The organism is Chelatococcus sp. XZ-Ab1, from assembly GCF_029309855.1.
GTDB classification, from domain to species: domain Bacteria; phylum Pseudomonadota; class Alphaproteobacteria; order Rhizobiales; family Beijerinckiaceae; genus Chelatococcus_A; species Chelatococcus_A sambhunathii.
In genome coordinates this window covers 373500-389177 of the sequence record NZ_JARKII010000002.1, presented here as the reverse complement: position 1 = coordinate 389177, position 15678 = coordinate 373500, and the positions used below count along the sequence as shown (strand labels likewise).

The 15678-nt window shown below is 69.0% G+C and carries 18 protein-coding genes; 5 read left to right on the top strand and 13 right to left on the bottom strand.

Annotated elements, in window-relative coordinates; genetic code table 11:
* Window positions 1–151: 151 nt before the first annotated feature.
* Window positions 152–1012: a DMT family transporter gene (locus tag P2T65_RS05235; protein ID WP_276199345.1), complete on the bottom strand. Its 861-nt coding sequence runs from the start codon at window positions 1010–1012 to the stop codon at window positions 152–154.
* A 108-nt stretch (window positions 1013–1120) separates the two neighbouring features.
* Here P2T65_RS05235 and P2T65_RS05230 point away from each other — a divergent pair, with 108 nt between their 5' ends.
* Window positions 1121–2521, top strand: coding sequence for a PLP-dependent aminotransferase family protein (locus P2T65_RS05230; RefSeq protein ID WP_276199344.1), 1401 nt, complete (start codon window positions 1121–1123; stop codon window positions 2519–2521).
* A 51-nt stretch (window positions 2522–2572) separates the two neighbouring features.
* Here P2T65_RS05230 and P2T65_RS05225 read toward each other — a convergent pair whose 3' ends face one another.
* Window positions 2573–3193, bottom strand: coding sequence for a hypothetical protein (locus tag P2T65_RS05225; protein WP_145979833.1), 621 nt, complete (start codon window positions 3191–3193; stop codon window positions 2573–2575).
* A gap of 272 nt (window positions 3194–3465) precedes the next feature.
* Window positions 3466–4071: a TetR/AcrR family transcriptional regulator gene (locus P2T65_RS05220; RefSeq protein WP_083586086.1), complete on the bottom strand. Its 606-nt coding sequence runs from the start codon at window positions 4069–4071 to the stop codon at window positions 3466–3468.
* A gap of 214 nt (window positions 4072–4285) precedes the next feature.
* Here P2T65_RS05220 and P2T65_RS05215 point away from each other — a divergent pair, with 214 nt between their 5' ends.
* Complete coding sequence (locus tag P2T65_RS05215; protein ID WP_276199343.1) at window positions 4286–5503, top strand: MFS transporter; 1218 nt, start codon at window positions 4286–4288, stop codon at window positions 5501–5503.
* 50 nt (window positions 5504–5553) lie between these two features.
* On the opposite strand, the gene P2T65_RS05210 is transcribed toward P2T65_RS05215, so the two are convergent.
* The 4 genes from P2T65_RS05210 to P2T65_RS05195 form a co-directional block, all read right to left on the bottom strand.
* Window positions 5554–6042 (bottom strand): MgtC/SapB family protein, encoded by a 489-nt coding sequence (locus P2T65_RS05210; protein WP_055458665.1) that lies wholly within the window; start codon window positions 6040–6042, stop codon window positions 5554–5556.
* 35 nt (window positions 6043–6077) lie between these two features.
* Window positions 6078–6266, bottom strand: coding sequence for a DUF3008 family protein (locus tag P2T65_RS05205; protein WP_055458666.1), 189 nt, complete (start codon window positions 6264–6266; stop codon window positions 6078–6080).
* A gap of 141 nt (window positions 6267–6407) precedes the next feature.
* Window positions 6408–6905, bottom strand: coding sequence for a ferritin-like domain-containing protein (locus P2T65_RS05200; RefSeq protein WP_063188850.1), 498 nt, complete (start codon window positions 6903–6905; stop codon window positions 6408–6410).
* Window positions 6906–7008: 103 nt separating this feature from the next.
* A complete protein-coding gene (locus P2T65_RS05195) occupies window positions 7009–7263 on the bottom strand; it encodes a DUF982 domain-containing protein (RefSeq protein WP_055458668.1) in 255 nt (84 codons plus the stop codon).
* Between the two features lie 362 nt (window positions 7264–7625).
* On the opposite strand from P2T65_RS05195, the gene P2T65_RS05190 reads away from it, so the two are divergent.
* Window positions 7626–8609 carry a DUF4105 domain-containing protein gene (locus P2T65_RS05190; RefSeq protein ID WP_063188852.1) on the top strand — a complete coding sequence of 328 codons (984 nt, stop codon included), beginning with the start codon at window positions 7626–7628 and terminating at the stop codon, window positions 8607–8609.
* A 76-nt stretch (window positions 8610–8685) separates the two neighbouring features.
* Window positions 8686–9039, top strand: coding sequence for an ArsC family reductase (locus tag P2T65_RS05185; protein WP_055458670.1), 354 nt, complete (start codon window positions 8686–8688; stop codon window positions 9037–9039).
* Between the two features lie 133 nt (window positions 9040–9172).
* On the opposite strand, the gene P2T65_RS05180 is transcribed toward P2T65_RS05185, so the two are convergent.
* Both P2T65_RS05180 and P2T65_RS05175 read right to left on the bottom strand, forming a co-directional pair.
* Window positions 9173–9634: a pseudoazurin gene (locus P2T65_RS05180; RefSeq protein ID WP_055458960.1), complete on the bottom strand. Its 462-nt coding sequence runs from the start codon at window positions 9632–9634 to the stop codon at window positions 9173–9175.
* A gap of 136 nt (window positions 9635–9770) precedes the next feature.
* Window positions 9771–10430, bottom strand: coding sequence for an alternative oxidase (locus P2T65_RS05175; protein WP_055458961.1), 660 nt, complete (start codon window positions 10428–10430; stop codon window positions 9771–9773).
* Window positions 10431–10619: 189 nt separating this feature from the next.
* On the opposite strand from P2T65_RS05175, the gene P2T65_RS05170 reads away from it, so the two are divergent.
* Complete coding sequence (locus P2T65_RS05170; protein WP_055458671.1) at window positions 10620–11318, top strand: Crp/Fnr family transcriptional regulator; 699 nt, start codon at window positions 10620–10622, stop codon at window positions 11316–11318.
* 6 nt (window positions 11319–11324) lie between these two features.
* Here P2T65_RS05170 and P2T65_RS05165 read toward each other — a convergent pair whose 3' ends face one another.
* The 4 genes from P2T65_RS05165 to P2T65_RS05150 form a co-directional block, all read right to left on the bottom strand.
* The gene (locus tag P2T65_RS05165) at window positions 11325–12230 is read right to left on the bottom strand and encodes an SUMF1/EgtB/PvdO family nonheme iron enzyme (RefSeq protein ID WP_055458672.1); all 906 of its coding nucleotides are present in this window, start codon (window positions 12228–12230) and stop codon (window positions 11325–11327) included.
* A gap of 55 nt (window positions 12231–12285) precedes the next feature.
* Entirely contained in the window at window positions 12286–13416 is a 1131-nt protein-coding gene (nirK, locus tag P2T65_RS05160) for a copper-containing nitrite reductase (protein WP_276199342.1), read from the bottom strand.
* A 137-nt stretch (window positions 13417–13553) separates the two neighbouring features.
* Window positions 13554–14147: a UbiX family flavin prenyltransferase gene (locus tag P2T65_RS05155; protein ID WP_055458674.1), complete on the bottom strand. Its 594-nt coding sequence runs from the start codon at window positions 14145–14147 to the stop codon at window positions 13554–13556.
* Entirely contained in the window at window positions 14144–15670 is a 1527-nt protein-coding gene (locus P2T65_RS05150) for a UbiD family decarboxylase (protein ID WP_055458675.1), read from the bottom strand. The genes P2T65_RS05155 and P2T65_RS05150 overlap by 4 nt, the downstream gene beginning before the upstream one ends.
* Between the last annotated feature and the right edge of the window lie 8 nt (window positions 15671–15678).

Below are 15678 nucleotides of genomic sequence, written 5' to 3'. Positions count from 1 at the left end.
TTTTATTTTGAGCCTTGTGCTTGGACTGTGCACCGCCTCGCGCTTCAAAATCAACCGGCTTTTGCGCCGAAAGGATGCGCATGATTGGGAATGGACCGCCGCAGACCCGCCGGGGCAGCCGGTTGGCGCCGAATCCGGCCGATTCCCTCCGTCACGCGAAGCGCTTCGCCCCGGCGACGCACAGGACGACGCCGGCGGTGACGGCCATCATCGCCGTATCGACACTCTCGCCGAGCAGCGCCGCGGCGATGGTGAGGCCGAAGAAGGGCTGCAGCAGCTGCAGCTGGCCGACGGCCGCGATGCCGCCCTGGGCAAGGCCGCGATACCAGAAGACGAAGCCGATGAGCATGCTGAACAACGACACATAGGCAAGACCCAGCCAGGCCTCCTGCGAGGTGCCGGCGAAGGAGGCGGGCATGGTGAGGAAGGCGAGCAGCACCATCACCGGCAGGGCAAGTACGAGCGCCCAGGAGATGACCTGCCAGCCACCGAGGCGGCGCGACAGCACCGCCCCCTCCGCATAGCCGAGGCCGCAGGCGACGATGGCGCCGAGCATCAGGAGGTCGCCGGTCAGCGAGGCGGAGAAGCCGCGGGAGGCGGCAAAGCCGGCGACGAGCGCGCTGCCGAGGCAGGAGAACAGCCAGAAGACGGGGCGCGGCCGCTCGCCGCCGCGCAGCGTGGCGAAGATCGCCGTCATGAGCGGCAGGAGCCCGACGAAGACGATGGAATGGGCGGCCGTGACGTGGCGGAGCGCCAGCGCCGTCAGGAGCGGAAAGCCGACGACCACGCCGAGGGCCACGACGACGAGCGGGCGCAGGTCCTCGCGCCGCGGCATCCTCTGCCGGAAGAGGACGAGGAGCGCGCCGCCGCACAGGCCGGCGATCACCGCCCGCGCCAGCGTGAGGAAGACGGGGTCGAATCCCGCCACAGCCACGCGCGTCGCCGGCAGCGACCCGCTGAAGATCAGCACGCCGAGGAAACCGTTGATCCAGCCGCTCACCGACCTGTCCATCGCATCCGCTCCCGATGCCGTGGTATCGCGCGGTGGTGCTGGCGGCGCCAGAGACAGCTCAGTACAATCTGCGATTACTGTTCTGGTTCATGGAGCAATACAGTTGCAATGAACGCCCCATTGCCCCGGGAGGCCGGCAGCCGCGTTGCGCAGGTCGCAGCCGCCATCCGCGCCCGCATCGCGGAGCGCTCGCTGGCGCCCGGCGCGCGACTGCCCTCCATCCGCAAGCTCGCCGCCGCGATGCAGGTGTCACCGTCGACGGTGGTCGAAGCCTACGAGCGTCTCGTCGCCGCCGGTGCCATCCGGGCGCGCCGCGGCTCCGGTTTCTACGTTTGCGGTCCGTCGGCACCGCTGACCCTGAGCGCACTCGCTCCCCGGCTGGAGCGCGCCATCGATCCGCTCTGGGTGTCGCGGCAGGCCCTCGAGACGGACCAGGGCGTGCTGAAGCCCGGCTGCGGCTGGCTCCCGTCCGACTGGATGCCGCAGGAGGCGCTGCGACGCGCGCTGCGCACGCTCGCCCGCTCGGGGGCGGATGCGGCCCTCGCCGACTATGGCACGCCGCTCGGCCTGCCCGCGCTCCGCCAGCTCATCGCCCGGCGCATGGCGGAGCGCGGCATCGCCGCTTCACCCGACCAGATCATCCTGACCGAATCGGGCACCCACGCGCTCGATCTTCTCTGCCGCTTCCTCCTCAGCCCCGGCGATACGGTGCTGGTCGACGATCCCTGCTACTTCAACTTCCTCGCACTCCTGCGTGCCCACAGGGCGAAGGTCGTCGGCGTGCCCATGACACCGGCAGGGCCGGACGTGGAACGCTTCGCCGCCATCCTCGCGGCCGAGCGGCCCCGGCTCTACGTCACCAATGCCGGCCTGCACAACCCGACGGGCGCCGTCGCCTCGCCGGCCGTCGCGCATCGCCTGCTGCGCCTCGCCGAGGCGCACGACCTCACCATCGTCGAGGACGACATCTTCGCGGATTTCGAGGAGGAGCCGGCCCCGCGGCTCGCCGCGCTCGACGGGCTCGAACGCGTCATCGAGGTCGGCAGCTTCGCCAAGACGCTCTCGGCCTCGGCGCGATGCGGCTTCATCGCGATGCGGCCGGACTGGATAGAGCCGCTGAGCGATCTGAAGACGGCCACGAGCTTCGGCGGCGCGCATCTTGCCAGCCACATCGCCTTCGCCATTCTCGCCGACGGGGGCTACCGCCGACATATGGAGAGCGTGCGGACGCGCCTTACCCGCGCACGCCAGCGCACGCTGGCGCGGCTCGGCGCGCTCGGCATCGCGCCGTGGGTGGAGCCGCGCGCCGGCATGTTCCTGTGGTGCCGCCTGCCCGAGGGGCGCGATGCCGCCGCAGTCGCGCGTCATGCGCTCGACCGGGGCGTGGTGCTGGCGCCCGGCGATGCCTTCAGCGCCTCGCGCAGCGCGGCGGCCTTCCTGCGCTTCAACGTTGCCCAGTCCACGGACCCGCGCATCTACACCGTTCTCGCCGAAGCGATGGCGACGTGAAGCGGGGGGTCGGCATCACGCTGCCCCACCCCGCTCTGCCGGTGCCCGCGATCAGACGCGGGCGAAGGTCGCCGTCGCCCGGCCCTTGAGAAAATGGCCCTGGCCCATGGTAGCGAAATCGAGGGCGAGGCCGGCGGCACCGTCGATCAGGTCCGTGATACTGCCGTGGCGCAGACCGTCGACGAGTTGAAGAGCGGGACCGACGAAGGGCACCAGGCCCGACAGGGATCTCAGCGCCGTCCCGAACTGGCCGGAGAAAAGCCCCTTCGCCGCGTCATAGACATTGCCGATGATCGGGATCGACCGCACCGCCTGCTCCAGGCTGCCCATGGCCAGGCCGTTGAGGACACCGAAGGGAATGCCGACGAGCGGCAGCTTGCCGAGGATGTTGCCGGCGAGGCCGAGAACGCCCTTGGCCAGGCCCTTGAACCATCCGAACAGACCGCCGGAGCTGGGCCTGAAGTCGCCGGCAACCGATATCCGGGCCTGCGCGCCGGACCGGGGCGTGAAATCCCCGTTGATGGAAAACTGCGCCGGTCGGCCCATGGCCTGCCCACCGCGCACGGAACCGGCACCCGGCTGGGCCGCAGCCCGAGTCGCGCTGGACCAGTTGCCCGTGAGGACAGCATCGCCTCCGGGGCTGCGCAGGCTGAGATTGACGGCTATACTCATAATGTATCTCCCAATGAAGCACCTCCCGCGCCACGATCACGGGACGAATATTGCCTTGCTCAGAAGAGCCCATATGAGTGGCGAGATCGACATCGAAGGATAGAAATTGTGTTTTCGCAGCAAGATCGCCGGAGATGCGTCACACATGGCCGATCTACGATCCACGCGCGCAAGGAATGACCGGTGCTCGATAACTGGACAACCGGCGTGGTTGATCTGTGGGCCGTCCGAATAGCCTGGAACGGGACCGTCCGCGCGGCAAAAAGGCCCGCTCAGGCCGGCCAGCTGCGCATCGCCAGGCGTCCGACCATCTGCAGCTCTGCACGCGAGACCCCGTCGCGGGCCTGAACCGTCAGGCCCTGCAGCACCGTTTCAAGGAAACGGGCGAGCGCCGCCGCATCAGTGTCGGCCGGCAGTTCGCCGGCCGCGATGCCCTTGCGGATCCGCGCCTCAAACTGATCGACGTGACTGGCCCGCATCTCGGCGAGGGCCGTGCGAACGGAGGTCGCAGCGGGAGAGCAGTGCGTCGCCGCCGTCGCGACCATGCAGCCGGCCGGCTGACCTTCGCGGGTCAATTCATGCGCTGCAGCCTCGAAAAGCCGCTCGAAGGCCGTGCGCACCGGGATATCCTCGGCGAGGATGCGCGCGGTATAGCTGCCGGGCCCCTCCAGGTAGCGGTCCAGCGCGGCCTCGTAGAGCTTCTCCTTGTTGCCGAAACAGGCGTAAAGGCTGGAGGGACTGAGACGCATCGCCTCGGCGAGGTCGTCCATCGAGGTCGCCTCGTAGCCCCGGTCCCAGAACAGGACCATGGCCGCATCCAGCGCCGCCTCACGGTCGAAGCAGCGCGGACGCCCGCGCGGGCGCTTCTCCGCTGTCACGTCATTTTCTGGAACCATCGTTCTATAAATTCTTGACGGACCCTGTTCGGCTGCCTAACTGTGTGTGCATTGTGGAGCAATCGCTCCATTAATAATATGCGGCACCGGCGCGGCAAGGCGCAAGTGGCCGCAGCATCGAAGAGGTCCCGCACCGCTGCAGCCGGCGCCCCTCGCGCCTTCCATCAAAGTCCCCTTTCATTCCGGAGCTGGATTCATGTCCACTGCCCCAACGGGAACCGCTTGCCTCGATTCAGTCCTTGCGCCAACCGTACGCCACTGGCTCGCCGCCGGCTCGGTTGGCACCGCCGCCTTCGCGCTCGTGACCGCCGAGTTCCTGCCCGTTGGCCTGTTGCCGGCCATGGCCGCCGATATCGGCATCAGCGAGGGCCAGGCCGGCCTCATGGTCACCATGGCGGGCGTGCTCGGCGCCCTTGCCGCTCCCACGGTAACGGTGGGCGCCGGACGGCTCGACCGACGCAACGTCCTCATGGTCCTCGTCGGCCTCCTCGTTGCCTCCAACCTGATCGTCGCGCTGTCCACCTCCTACCCCCTCGTTCTCCTCGGCCGGCTGCTGCTCGGCATCGGCGTCGGCGGCTTCTGGTGCATCGGCGTCGCCATCGGCCCGCGGGTCATGCCTGAGCCCACAGGCACGCGCGGCACCGCCATCATCTTCGCCGGGATTTCGCTCGGCACGGTCGCGGGCGTGCCGGCAGGGACCTTCATCGGTGATGTCCTGGGCTGGCGCGCGGCCTTCGCAGCCGCGGCGGGGATCGGGGTCGCGGTGCTCGTCGCGCAGGCGCTGCTGCTGCCGGCGCTGCCGCCCCAGCGCGCCATCCGCTGGCGCGACCTGCCGGCGCTGCTCCACGTGCCGAAGGCGCGCATCGGGCTTCTGGCCGCTTTCTTCATGTTCGGCGGCCAGTTCTTCGCCTATACCTACATCGCGCCTTATCTCGTCCAGATCACAGGGCTCGGCTCGGGCATGGTCACGGGCCTGCTGCTCGCCTATGGCACAGCCGGCTTCTTCGGCAATGTCGCGGGCAGCTGGGTGGCCGGGAAGGATGCGCGCACCGCCGTCGCCGCCACGGCCCTCGTCCTCGGCGCCTCGGCGCTGGCACTTGCCGCCTTCGGCGCGATCCCCATGGCCGCCATCGCCATCATCGTCGTCTGGGGGCTGGCCTTCGGCGCATTGCCCATCGCGACCCAGACCTTCATGTTCCGCGCCGCTTCCGAAGCATTGGAGACCGGCGCCGCCCTTCTCGTGTCGCTGATCCAGGTTGCGATCGCCCTCGGCGCCACCGTCGGCGGCCTGACCGTCGACAGCTTCGGCCTCGTCAGCGCCATGGTGGCCGGCGGTATCGTCATGATGCTCGGAGCGCCTGTGATCGCGATGCTCGGGCGCGAGCGCAGCGCCGCGGCCGCCGTGTCGCATTAAGAGCCCGACGCTGCACCGGTCCGGCCCCTGGTGCCGGACTTTGTGGCCTGTCACTTCCACCCCAGGTGCCGCTCGACCTGGTAGAGGAGATGCAGGACAACTGTGCCGACGAGGGTTGCGAAGATGGCGATGATCCAGAAGCCGAGGCCGACCGACAGGCCAATGGCGGCGGCGAGCCACACGCCCGCGCCGGTTGTCAGCCCATGCACCTCGCCCTTGGCGAAGACGATCAGCCCTGCGGCGAGGAAGGCGACGCCGGCCGTCACGGCCTCCACCACGCGCAGGGGGTCGGATCTCACCTGGTCGATGTCATAGATCGGCGCGCGAACGACCTCGCCAGCGAGCAGTCCGAAGACTGCGGCGGCAAGGCCGACAAGAAGATGCGTGCGCAGCCCCGCCGGCCGGCCACGCATCTCGCGCTCGATGCCGATGACGGTGACGCACAGAAGCGCCCCGCAAATGCGCGCGAGGATAACGTGATATGGCACCGCTGTGCGCGGCAGAATATCGGCCAGGATGTCAGCGAGCGCCTGCTCCAAGTCGCCCTCCGTTCCCGTTCGCTTGTCCCCGGCCGTCAGGACTTTGAGGCGTGCTCGGGCTTGCCCCTGCGGGAGGTGGACGCCATCTCGCGCAGCTCGCGCTCCGACATGGACTCGACCATGCTCTTCGCAGCGCCCTTGAGCTCGCTCTTCTTCTTCTCGCCGCGCTTGGCGGCGAGCGCCGCGCCCGCGGCCTTCTGCTGGGCTTTCGATTTCGCCGGCATGACGATCTCCTTTCGTGGCCGCTCACTGAGCCCCGCTGCTCCAACCCGCAGGGCATACCGCCGGTTCCGACCGGCGCAGGTGAGAAGCCGTGACAAAGGGCGGCTGAAGCCGCCCTTTGTCGGGCCGGTGCAGAGAAGCCGTCAGGCAGCCCGCTGGGCCCTGCTGTTCGCGTCCTTCTCGGCGAGCTTCGTGAGCATCTCGTCGGTCTGCGCTTCTTCCTTCAGCGTCTCGTCGAGGAGCTTCGCCGCATCGTTCATGCCGAGTTCCTGGGCCCAGCGCCGGAGCGTGCCGTAACGCGTGATCTCGTAATGCTCGGCGGCCTGGGCCGCGGCGATCAGGCCGGCGTCGAGAGCGGGCGTGTCCTTGTACTCGGAGAGCACCTCCTCTCCTTCCTCGATGATACCGTCGATCGCAGGGCAGGTCTTGCCACGTGCCGTCTTGCCGCAGATCTCGAACACCTGCTGCAGGCGCGCGACATGGCCCTCGGTTTCTTCGCGATGCTGCTGGAACGCCGCCTTGAGCTCCTCGGCGCTGGCCCCGCGCGCGAGCTTCGGCAAGGCCTTTAAGAGCTGCCGCTCGGCATAGTAGATGTCCCTGAGGCCTTCATAGAAAAGATCGTCCAGCGTCTTGTTCTTCATGGGTCTGCTCCTTCCATCGGCCGCCGAACGGCGGATGCGGGCCGAACCGCATCGCAGACGGTTTGTTCCGCGCCCGGTGAAAGGCCGCGGCGCGCGCCGGCACCTATGGCTCGGCCATTTCCGCGAGCAGGCCGGCAGCCCGCGCGGCATTCTCCACCGCGCGGCGAGCACCTTCCGGCGCACGGAAACCATCGACGGCGTCCCGGCAGGCGGCGCAGGCGCGCAGGTAGGCGTTGTCGCGCTCGCCCGGCCAGTCGCGCTCGAGGAACTCGAGGGCTTCCCAGGCACTGCAGGCCACGAAGATGCCGGTTTCACCAGCGCGCAGCTTGACGGGAACGCGAAACGGACGATGGCCCACGTCTCTTCTCCTTCTTCTCTAGGCCCAGGGGTCCGAACCGCATCGGTCGACGCGGCCCATCGAAACGCATACGCGTGAGGTTTGTTCCCGTCCGGCCAAGCCTGAAGGCCCGCGAACTGATGCAAGATGAATGCCAGTTTGCTGGAATCGCCCGGCGACCGCTCCGGTCGATGCGCACCGGCCTGATCGGCTTGGCCCGGCTGGGGTCTTGTGCACCGGGACGGGACTACCGTCGTGGCCGTGCCGGCCGGCATGCTGGCCCATCGTGCACCTGCAGGCAGGCGACACGCGCGATCAGCAGGCTTTGAACCGCGCGCGCGGGCGGCTACTAAGGCCAGGCCTCCACCATGCGGGAGCGGCTTTTGGCTCGCCTCACCGGAATTCTCGCACGCGTCGCCATCGGCGCAGCCGTCCTCCTGGTCTCCGTCTGGGCGGCGCTCGCCCTGTGGTACCGCCTGTCTCTGCCCGAGGAGGCGCGGCTCCTCGCCGCCGGCGCTTTCGGCCTCCTCGGCCTTGCGACGATCGTCGCCCTCGTGCGACGGCGCGCCGCCGCCGCGAGCCTCTTCGCGCTCGCCGTCGCCGGCGTCTTCGTCTGGTGGACGAGCATCGTGCCGCCCGCGGATGCGGACTGGTCGCCGGATGTCGCCCGCCAGGTCACGGGAACCGTCGACGGCTCGGTGCTGAGCCTGACGGGCGTGCGCAATTTCGACTGGCGCGGCGAAGACGACTTCACGCCCGCTTGGGAGACGCGGCGCTATGACCTCGACCAGTTGCGCACGCTCGACATGTTCATGTCCTACTGGGCCGGGCCGAGCATGGCGCACATGATCCTGAGCTTCGGCTTTGCCGACGGCCGGTACCTCGCCTGGTCGGTCGAGGTGCGTCGGCGCAGGGGCGGCGGCTTCTCGCCCATCGCCGATCTCTTCAAGAGCAACACCCTCGTGCTCGTCGCCGCCGAGGAGCGCGACGTCATCGGCGTGCGCACTAACATCCGCGGCGAGGACGTGCAGCGCTACCGCCTCGACATCCCGCAGGAGATGATCCGGGCGCTCCTGCTGCAATATGTTGCCGACGCCAATGCGCTCGCCACGCGACCGACCTTCTACAATTCCCTGACCAGCAACTGCACGACGACCGTGGTGCGCATGGCGCGCGCCCTGGGCGACGTGCTGCCGGCCGACTGGCGGCTCATCGTCAACGGTTACCTGCCCGAATATGCCTATGACATGGGTGCCCTCGACAGCAGCCGGCCGATGGCGGAACTGCGCGCGGAGGCGCGCATCAGCCCCAGGGCCCTCGCGGCGGGACTGACGTCCTCCTTCTCGCAGGACATCCGTCAGCCGTGAACGGCGCCGTCCGCCCCCCTCGCGGTCCGGGCGATCGATGCTATAGCTGCCGCACGAACGCTCGAGAGAGGCCGGAATGGCGCGCGAAATCACGATCTACGGCATCAAGAACTGCGACACGATGAAGAAGGCGCGCGCCTGGCTCGAGGCCCGGGACGTCGCCCACGCCTTCCACGACTACAGGAGTGCCGGCATCGATCGCGAGCGGCTCACGGACTGGGTCCGGCAGGCCGGCTGGGAGAAGCTCCTCAACCGCGCCGGCACCACATTCCGCAAGCTGCCCGGCGCCGACAAGGAAGGGCTGGACGAGGCGAAGGCCGTCGGCCTGATGCTGGCCAATCCGTCATTGATCAAGCGGCCGGTACTGGACATCGACGGCAGGATCGTAGTGGGCTTCAGCCCGGCCGGCTACGAATCCGCGCTCGCATAGGCCGGCCGGGCCGGGGCGCCCTCCGCCGGCGCCTCCACCGGTGGCCGCCAACCACATCCACGGCCGGCAGCGCGCCGGACTACCCGGCAGGGCGACCGATGGTCGCCCTGTTTGTCCGCACCGCCCAGTGGCGTCACTTGGCAGCAGTCGAGGTGTTGAGCTTGTCGAACAGCACGGTCATGCGCTTGCCGCCGAGCCCCGGCAGCTTGACTGCCTTGGCGGCATCAAGGTTCGGCACCTCGTCACCGACCTGGATCAGCCCGACCATGCCCATGCCGACATGCGGCAGACACTTGTAGCCATAGAGGCCCGGCTTGTCGAAGGTGACGACGACCTCCTGCGAGAGCTTGCCCTTGAACGGCTCCACGCCCTCCGGGATCATGCCTGGGATGGTCTCGGCGTTGTGGCTCTTGTCCGTCGGCACGAACTTCACGGTATCGCCCGGCGCGATCTTCAGGAAGGCCGGCTCGAACACCATGGCCTGATTGTCCGAACCCTTGTTGAGCATCTTCACCTCATGTTCGGCCGCCACGGCCGGCAGCGCCAGCATCAGGGCGCCGAAGGTCAGAAGCATGCGGGTCTTGCAGCGGTTCATCATATCGTCCTCAATCGTTTAGCCCGCCCCGGCGGGCGCGGCGGGGAGCCGCAGTCTCGCGATCTCCATTCACGACCGTCAGTCTAAGCACTTGATGCGGTGCACACTTTGCGCCGTATCAAACCGGAAGGTTCCGTCAGACCTGCCAGCCCTCGCGCTCGGGCAGCGGGCGCCCGGCCGCAAGCGCATCGGCGAAGGCGTGGTTGATGTCGCGGTGGATCGCCTCGTCCTCGCGCATGGCGACGAGCATGTCGGACAGGCGCGCGTCGTGCGGCAGGTTCCAGTAGCCCACGGCAAAGGCGGGGGCCGGCACGTTCTCCTCCTGCCCGGCTTCGAGGCGCCCGATCCGCCGTGAATAGTCGCGCACCGCCGCCTCGGCGAGATAGCCGGTCAGGCGATGGCCGGTGCGCGGCGAAACGAGGTGCAGCAGGAAGAAGGCGTTGTAGAAGAGCATCTGGGCCACGGCAATGAACAGTCGCTCGCCCGGTCCGGGCTGCTGCAGTGCGACGAAGGCCATGAGGTGGGCACGCTGGCTCTCCGCCTCGTCCATGAAGGCCCGCACCCAGCCGCGATCGTCGATCATGCGCCGCAGGCATTTGAGGTGAAGAAGCGTCGCCGCCACCATGGCCGGCACGGCGGCGACCGTCTCCAGCACGACCGCGCCGTCGCCGTAGCGGCGGCCGAAGAAGAGCGAGGCTGCCCCTTCCATGAGGCGGACGATGCCGGCCGCGATGCGATCGGCCACGCTCGCCGGCGTATGGTGGCGGGCAAAATCGCCCTTGTCGATCATCAGCATGCTCAGCCTGTCTCGTTCTGCGACCCGGTCGCGGCGGCGCGGCGGAAGGCCGCGCGGCACCTGCGCCACTGGCAGGATAGATGTCAAGCGCGGCGAATCTTTGCGGCGGATCAAAGCGCTGCCGGCGCGGTGGTGGCTGGATGCGCCCGGCCGCCGCCGGCGTCGGGGCGGCGCGAGGCGCTTAGGGACATGCACGGTACTGCGGAACAAGACATCCTGTGCCGGACCGACCTGTTCCGCGGCCTGTCCCCGGATTCGCTGCGGGCACTGCGCCGCAGCGCCACCCGCCGCCGGCTCGCGACGCAGGACCCCGTCTTCCACCAGGGCGATCGGGCGGAGACCTTCTATGTCGTCGCGGAGGGCCGCCTCCGGGTGACACAGACGACCGCCGACGGCCAGCAGGTCATCATCCGTTATGTCGGCCCGGCCGAGCTCGCCGGCCTAGCCGTCCTTGCCGGCGACGATCTTCATCCAAGCACGGCGACCGCCGTGGCGGACAGCGAGGTCATCGGCATCTCCCGCGCCGTCATCCGCGAGATCATGGCACGTCACCCGGAGGTGGCGATGAATGCCGTGTCCGTCATCGCGGCACGCTATCGCGAGATGCAACAGCGCCTGCGCGAGATGTCGACGCAGAATGTCGAGCGCCGCATCGCCCACACCATCCTGCGCCTAGCCCGGGAGGCCGGCCGGCGCACCGCACGTGGCATCGAGATCGCCTTCCCGCTCTCGCGCCAGGATCTCGCCGAGATGACGGGGACGACGCTGCACACCGTGAGCCGCACCCTGAGCGCCTGGGAAGGCCGCGGCCTCGTCGACAGCGGTCGCCGGCGCGTCGTCGTGCGCCGGCCCCATGAACTCGCCATGCTGGCGGATGCAGCGGGCTGAACCCGCTCACCACCGCTCCGACGCGAGGACCAGCGCACGGCTCGCGTCCTCCTTGTCGACAAGGCGGCGCAGGCGCGCCGCCACGCGCCGCCAGGCGCTCTGCTCGTCGAGCACCAGACGGATGCCGAGATTGGCCGGCGGACGGCCGACGGAGCAGCCCCCCGCCTTGGCGTCGCCGATGAAGTCCGACACATAGCCGCGATGGGCGCCGGCCACCGTCCGCACGCCGCAGTTGACGGTGGGCTTGCCGGCGAGCGCACCCTCCTCGTCGAGCCGGTAGCGGGCAAAGCAGGTGCTCGTCCAGTCCCAGACATTGCCGCCGATGTCGAGCACGCCGTGCTCGTTCGCGCCGAAGCTGCCGAAGGGTTGGGGCTCAGCCTCGGCCACGATCTCGCGGCGCGATTCCTCGTCGTAGCGGGCGAGCCAGCGATTGGCGACGTCGCCGCCCGGATCGTCGCTCACGGCATCGTCCACGAGGCGCGAACCGGCAGCATAGGACCATTCCTCGTCGCTCGGCAGGCGCCAGTTGCGGCCGGTCTTTTCCGACAGCCAGGCGGCATAATCGCTGGCGTCGTGCCAGGTGACGCCGACGACCGGCAGGTCGTCGCGCCCGACCGCCCCGCCGGGAGCCGGACGGCAGGCGCCGTCTGCAACGCAGCGCCCGTACTCGGCGGCGCTCACCTGCCGCTTCATGATCATCACGGGCTGCTCGACAGGCATCTCGATACGCGGGCCGTTGACCGGCCGCTTGCCGCGCATGAACTCCCCGGGCACGCGATAGTCGAAGCGCCCCGGCGCGATGTGCACGACGTCGGGCATGGCCAGTTCCGTTTCCGCCGCATCGGCCCGGACAGCGAGGCCGACGAGGGCAAGAGCGGTGCCGAGAAGAAGGGTGCGAAGAACGCAGCGCATGGCGGAATGATCCGGAAAGGGCGGGCCATCCCCAATGGAGGATGGCCCGCAGGGGTCAGTGAACCGCGGGAGCTGCCGCCCCATCGACGGCGCCGAGCTTATCGCCCGCGCCGATCGGCTCCGGCGGACGTACCTGCTTCATGAGGTCGTCGTCCCAGGTGCCGTCGACCTTGAAGTGCGCGGTCGCACCGAGTTCGAAGGCCTCGATGAGATTGTGGTTCACGTAGGCATAGACGCCGGGCTGCAGGAACTTGTAGAGCGCAGCCCCGGCCGAGCCGCCCCGAATGAACCATGTCTCGAGGTCCTTCTCGGGCGGGTTGGCGAACTTGCCGGTCTCCCAGACATAGTCGCCGTGGCCGCCGATGAGGTGGGGACGGGTGTCGCGATTGGCCTGCGAGTGCACGATGAGCACCTTCTCGCCTACCTTGGCCCTGAGCGCCTTCTCGCCAGTCAGGGCACCGACGGCGCCGTTGAAGACCACGTGCGTGGGGGTGAGCTTGCGCATCACCTCGATGGTGTCAGCATAGGAGTCGCCGACGGTCTCGTAGGTCTTGAACTTGCCGTTCTCGTCCCGCGGCACGTAGAAGTCGTTCTCGCCGACGTAATAGACCCGGTCGTAGGTCAGCGAATTGCCCTTCTCGTCCTTGAGACCATCGCGCGGCAGCACCATCACCGTGCCGCTCATGCCAGACACCACATGCCAGGGCACCATACCCTCGGGTGCGCAGTGGTAGACGAAGACGCCGGGGCGGGTTGCCTTCCAGCGCAGCACCACCTGCTCGCCGGGATGGATGAGGGTCAGCCCGCCGCCACCGAGCGCGCCGGTCGCGGAATGGAAGTCGATGTTGTGCGGCATGGTGTTGGTTTCGGGGTTGATCAGCGTCAGCTCGACGTAGTCACCCTCGTGCACCACCATCATCGGACCCGGCACCGAGCCGTTGAAGGTCATCGCCTGCAGCTTGGTGCCCTCGTTGTCGATGACGAGTTCCTTCTCCTCGACCTTCATCGTGAACTGGACGACCTTGGGCCCGTCCTTGGCCGCCTGCTCGTGCGGGTGGACGAAGGGCGGAGCGACCAGCTCCACCTTCTGGCGCGGCATGTTGGACAGGTCGTCCGCCATGGCCGGCACCGCGACGGCGATGGCCGACATCGCCACACATGCCAGGATATTGCGCCGGGTGAACATGGTTTTCTCCGTTGCGTGTTGCCTTGTTCGATGAGGCAAGCCTCGCATGCAGGCCCCGCCGGAATTTGCGTATTCGCAACTTCCCCGGGGCCCGCGATCCGGATGTTTGTGCTGGCACAAAGAGCCCGGCGGGGAGCTCAGACCGCCGCCGCTGGAGGCGGGTTCTCGCCCGTCCATTCCACCCCGCCGCCCGGCAGGCCGAGGAGCGAGACGGCCCGCCGCGCCGTTGCGTCGACGACGTCGGAAACCGTCTGCGGCTTCATGTAGAAGGCGGGCACCGGCGGGGCGACGACGGCGCCAGCCTCGCTCACCGCTGCCATGGCCCGGATATGGCCGATGTGCAGCGGGCTCTCGCGCACAAGGAGCACGAGCCGGCGCCGCTCCTTCAGGTGCACGTCGGCGGCGCGCACCAGGAGGTTGTCGAGGATGCACCCGGCGAGCGCGCCCAGGGTGCGGATGGAGCAGGGCGCCACCACCATGCCGGCGGTGCGGAACGAGCCGCTGGCGATCGACGCGCCGATGTCCTCGCACGGATGACGGATGGACAGGCGCTCGATGCGTCCGAGGGCGTGGGGTCCGACCTCGTGGGCGAGCGTGCGCTCGCCGGAGCGGGTAACGACGCTGTGCACCTCGATGCCGCCGAGCCCGGCCAGCAGTTCGACGGCGCGCAGGCCGAGCGCCGCGCCCGAAGCGCCCGAGATGCCGACGACGATGCGCGTGCGCCCGTTCATGCGCCTCCCTCCTCGATGCCGAGACGCCGCCAGAGCGCGTCGACACGCGCCGCGACCGTCGGGTCCTGCCGGATGACGCGGCCCCATTCGCGCGCCGTCTCCGGCCCGATCTTGCCGGTGGCGTCGATGCCGAGCTTGCCGCCGAGGCCCGGCTTCGGCGAGGCGAAGTCGAGATAGTCGATGGGCGTGTCCGCGAGCTGCACGAGATCGCGCGAGGGGTCGGAGCGGGTCGAGACCGCCCACATCACCGCCGCCCAGTCGCGCACGTCGATGTCCTCATCGACGACGATGAGCATCTTCGTATAGGTGAACTGCGGCAGCATGGACCACAACCCCAGCATGAGCCGGCGCGCCTGGCCGGGATAGCGCTTGGCGATCGCCGCGACCGCGATGCGGTAGGAGCAGGCCTCGGGCGGCAGCCACAGGTCGACGATCTCGGGGAACTGGCGGCGCACCAGCGGCAGGAAAATCTCGTTGAGCGCCTCGCCGATGCGCGAGGGCTCGTCCGGCGGCCGGCCGGTATAGGTGGACAGGTAGATCGGCGCGCGCCGCATGGTGACCGCGGTGACATTGAGCACCGGGAAGTCCTCGACCGAATTGTAATAGCCGGTGTGGTCGCCGTAGGGCCCCTCGGGCGCCGTCTCCTCGGCCGAGACGAAGCCCTCGATCACGATCTCGGCTTCAGCCGGCACCATCAACGGGATGCTGACGCAAGGCGTAAGCCGTGGCCGCTCGCCGGCGATAAGGCCTGCAAAGCCCACCTCCGACACCGTCTCGGGCAGCGGCAGGACGGCGGACAGGATAAAGGCGGGATCGGCTCCGATGACCACGGCGACGGGCATGTCGCGCCCGCGGGAGCGCCACTGGTGGTGGTGCTTGGCCCCGCCGCGGTGGGCCAGCCAGCGCATGATGGCCCGGTCGCGGCCGATGACCTGCATGCGGTAGACCCCGACATTGACCGTGTCCTCCCCGGCATCCTCCGGCGGACGCGTGATGACGAGCGGCCAGGTAATGAGCGGCGCCGGCTCCCCCGGCCAGTGGGTCTGCACCGGCAGGAGGCCGAGGTCGATCGCCTCGCCGGTCAGCACCCGCTCCTGGACGGGAGCGCTCGCGACACGCCGCGGGCGCATGGCCATCACGGCGCGGGCGAGCGGCAGCTTGCCCATAGCCTCGCCGAGGCCACGCGGCGGGCGCGGCTCGCGCAGCTCCGCCAGCATCTCGCCGAGGCCGGCAAGGCCATTTCCGGGCGAACCGTCGTTGCGCCGCCCGAAGCCGAGGGCAACGCGCTCGACGGTGCCGAAGAGATTGACGAGCACGGGGATGTCCGACACCGCGCCGTCGGCCCGCACCGGCCGCTCGAAGAAGAGGGCCGGCCCGCCGGCCTCGAGCACGCGGCGATGGATCTCGGTCATGTCGTGGCAGATGGAGACGGGCTCGGCGATACGTCTGAGCTCGCCGCGCCCATCGAGATGGGCGAGGAAGGCGCGCAGGTCGCGGAAGGGGGGCTGTCGGCGCAGCGTCAAGGGCTGTC

Bases quoted from the DNA above. Each gene is read 5' to 3' on its own strand.
- P2T65_RS05185 (WP_055458670.1), top strand. From the start codon at position 8,686: ATGGCGCGCGAAATCACGATCTACGGCATCAAGAACTGCGACACGATG.
- nirK (WP_276199342.1), bottom strand. From the start codon at position 13,416: ATGTTCACCCGGCGCAATATCCTGGCATGTGTGGCGATGTCGGCCATC.
- P2T65_RS05200 (WP_063188850.1), bottom strand. From the start codon at position 6,905: ATGAAGAACAAGACGCTGGACGATCTTTTCTATGAAGGCCTCAGGGAC.
- P2T65_RS05225 (WP_145979833.1), bottom strand. From the start codon at position 3,193: ATGAGTATAGCCGTCAATCTCAGCCTGCGCAGCCCCGGAGGCGATGCT.
- P2T65_RS05170 (WP_055458671.1), top strand. From the start codon at position 10,620: ATGCACGGTACTGCGGAACAAGACATCCTGTGCCGGACCGACCTGTTC.
- P2T65_RS05180 (WP_055458960.1), bottom strand. From the start codon at position 9,634: ATGAACCGCTGCAAGACCCGCATGCTTCTGACCTTCGGCGCCCTGATG.
- P2T65_RS05215 (WP_276199343.1), top strand. From the start codon at position 4,286: ATGTCCACTGCCCCAACGGGAACCGCTTGCCTCGATTCAGTCCTTGCG.
- P2T65_RS05205 (WP_055458666.1), bottom strand. From the start codon at position 6,266: ATGCCGGCGAAATCGAAAGCCCAGCAGAAGGCCGCGGGCGCGGCGCTC.
- P2T65_RS05230 (WP_276199344.1), top strand. From the start codon at position 1,121: ATGAACGCCCCATTGCCCCGGGAGGCCGGCAGCCGCGTTGCGCAGGTC.
- P2T65_RS05175 (WP_055458961.1), bottom strand. From the start codon at position 10,430: ATGCTGATGATCGACAAGGGCGATTTTGCCCGCCACCATACGCCGGCG.
- P2T65_RS05235 (WP_276199345.1), bottom strand. From the start codon at position 1,012: ATGGACAGGTCGGTGAGCGGCTGGATCAACGGTTTCCTCGGCGTGCTG.
- P2T65_RS05155 (WP_055458674.1), bottom strand. From the start codon at position 14,147: ATGAACGGGCGCACGCGCATCGTCGTCGGCATCTCGGGCGCTTCGGGC.
- P2T65_RS05165 (WP_055458672.1), bottom strand. From the start codon at position 12,230: ATGCGCTGCGTTCTTCGCACCCTTCTTCTCGGCACCGCTCTTGCCCTC.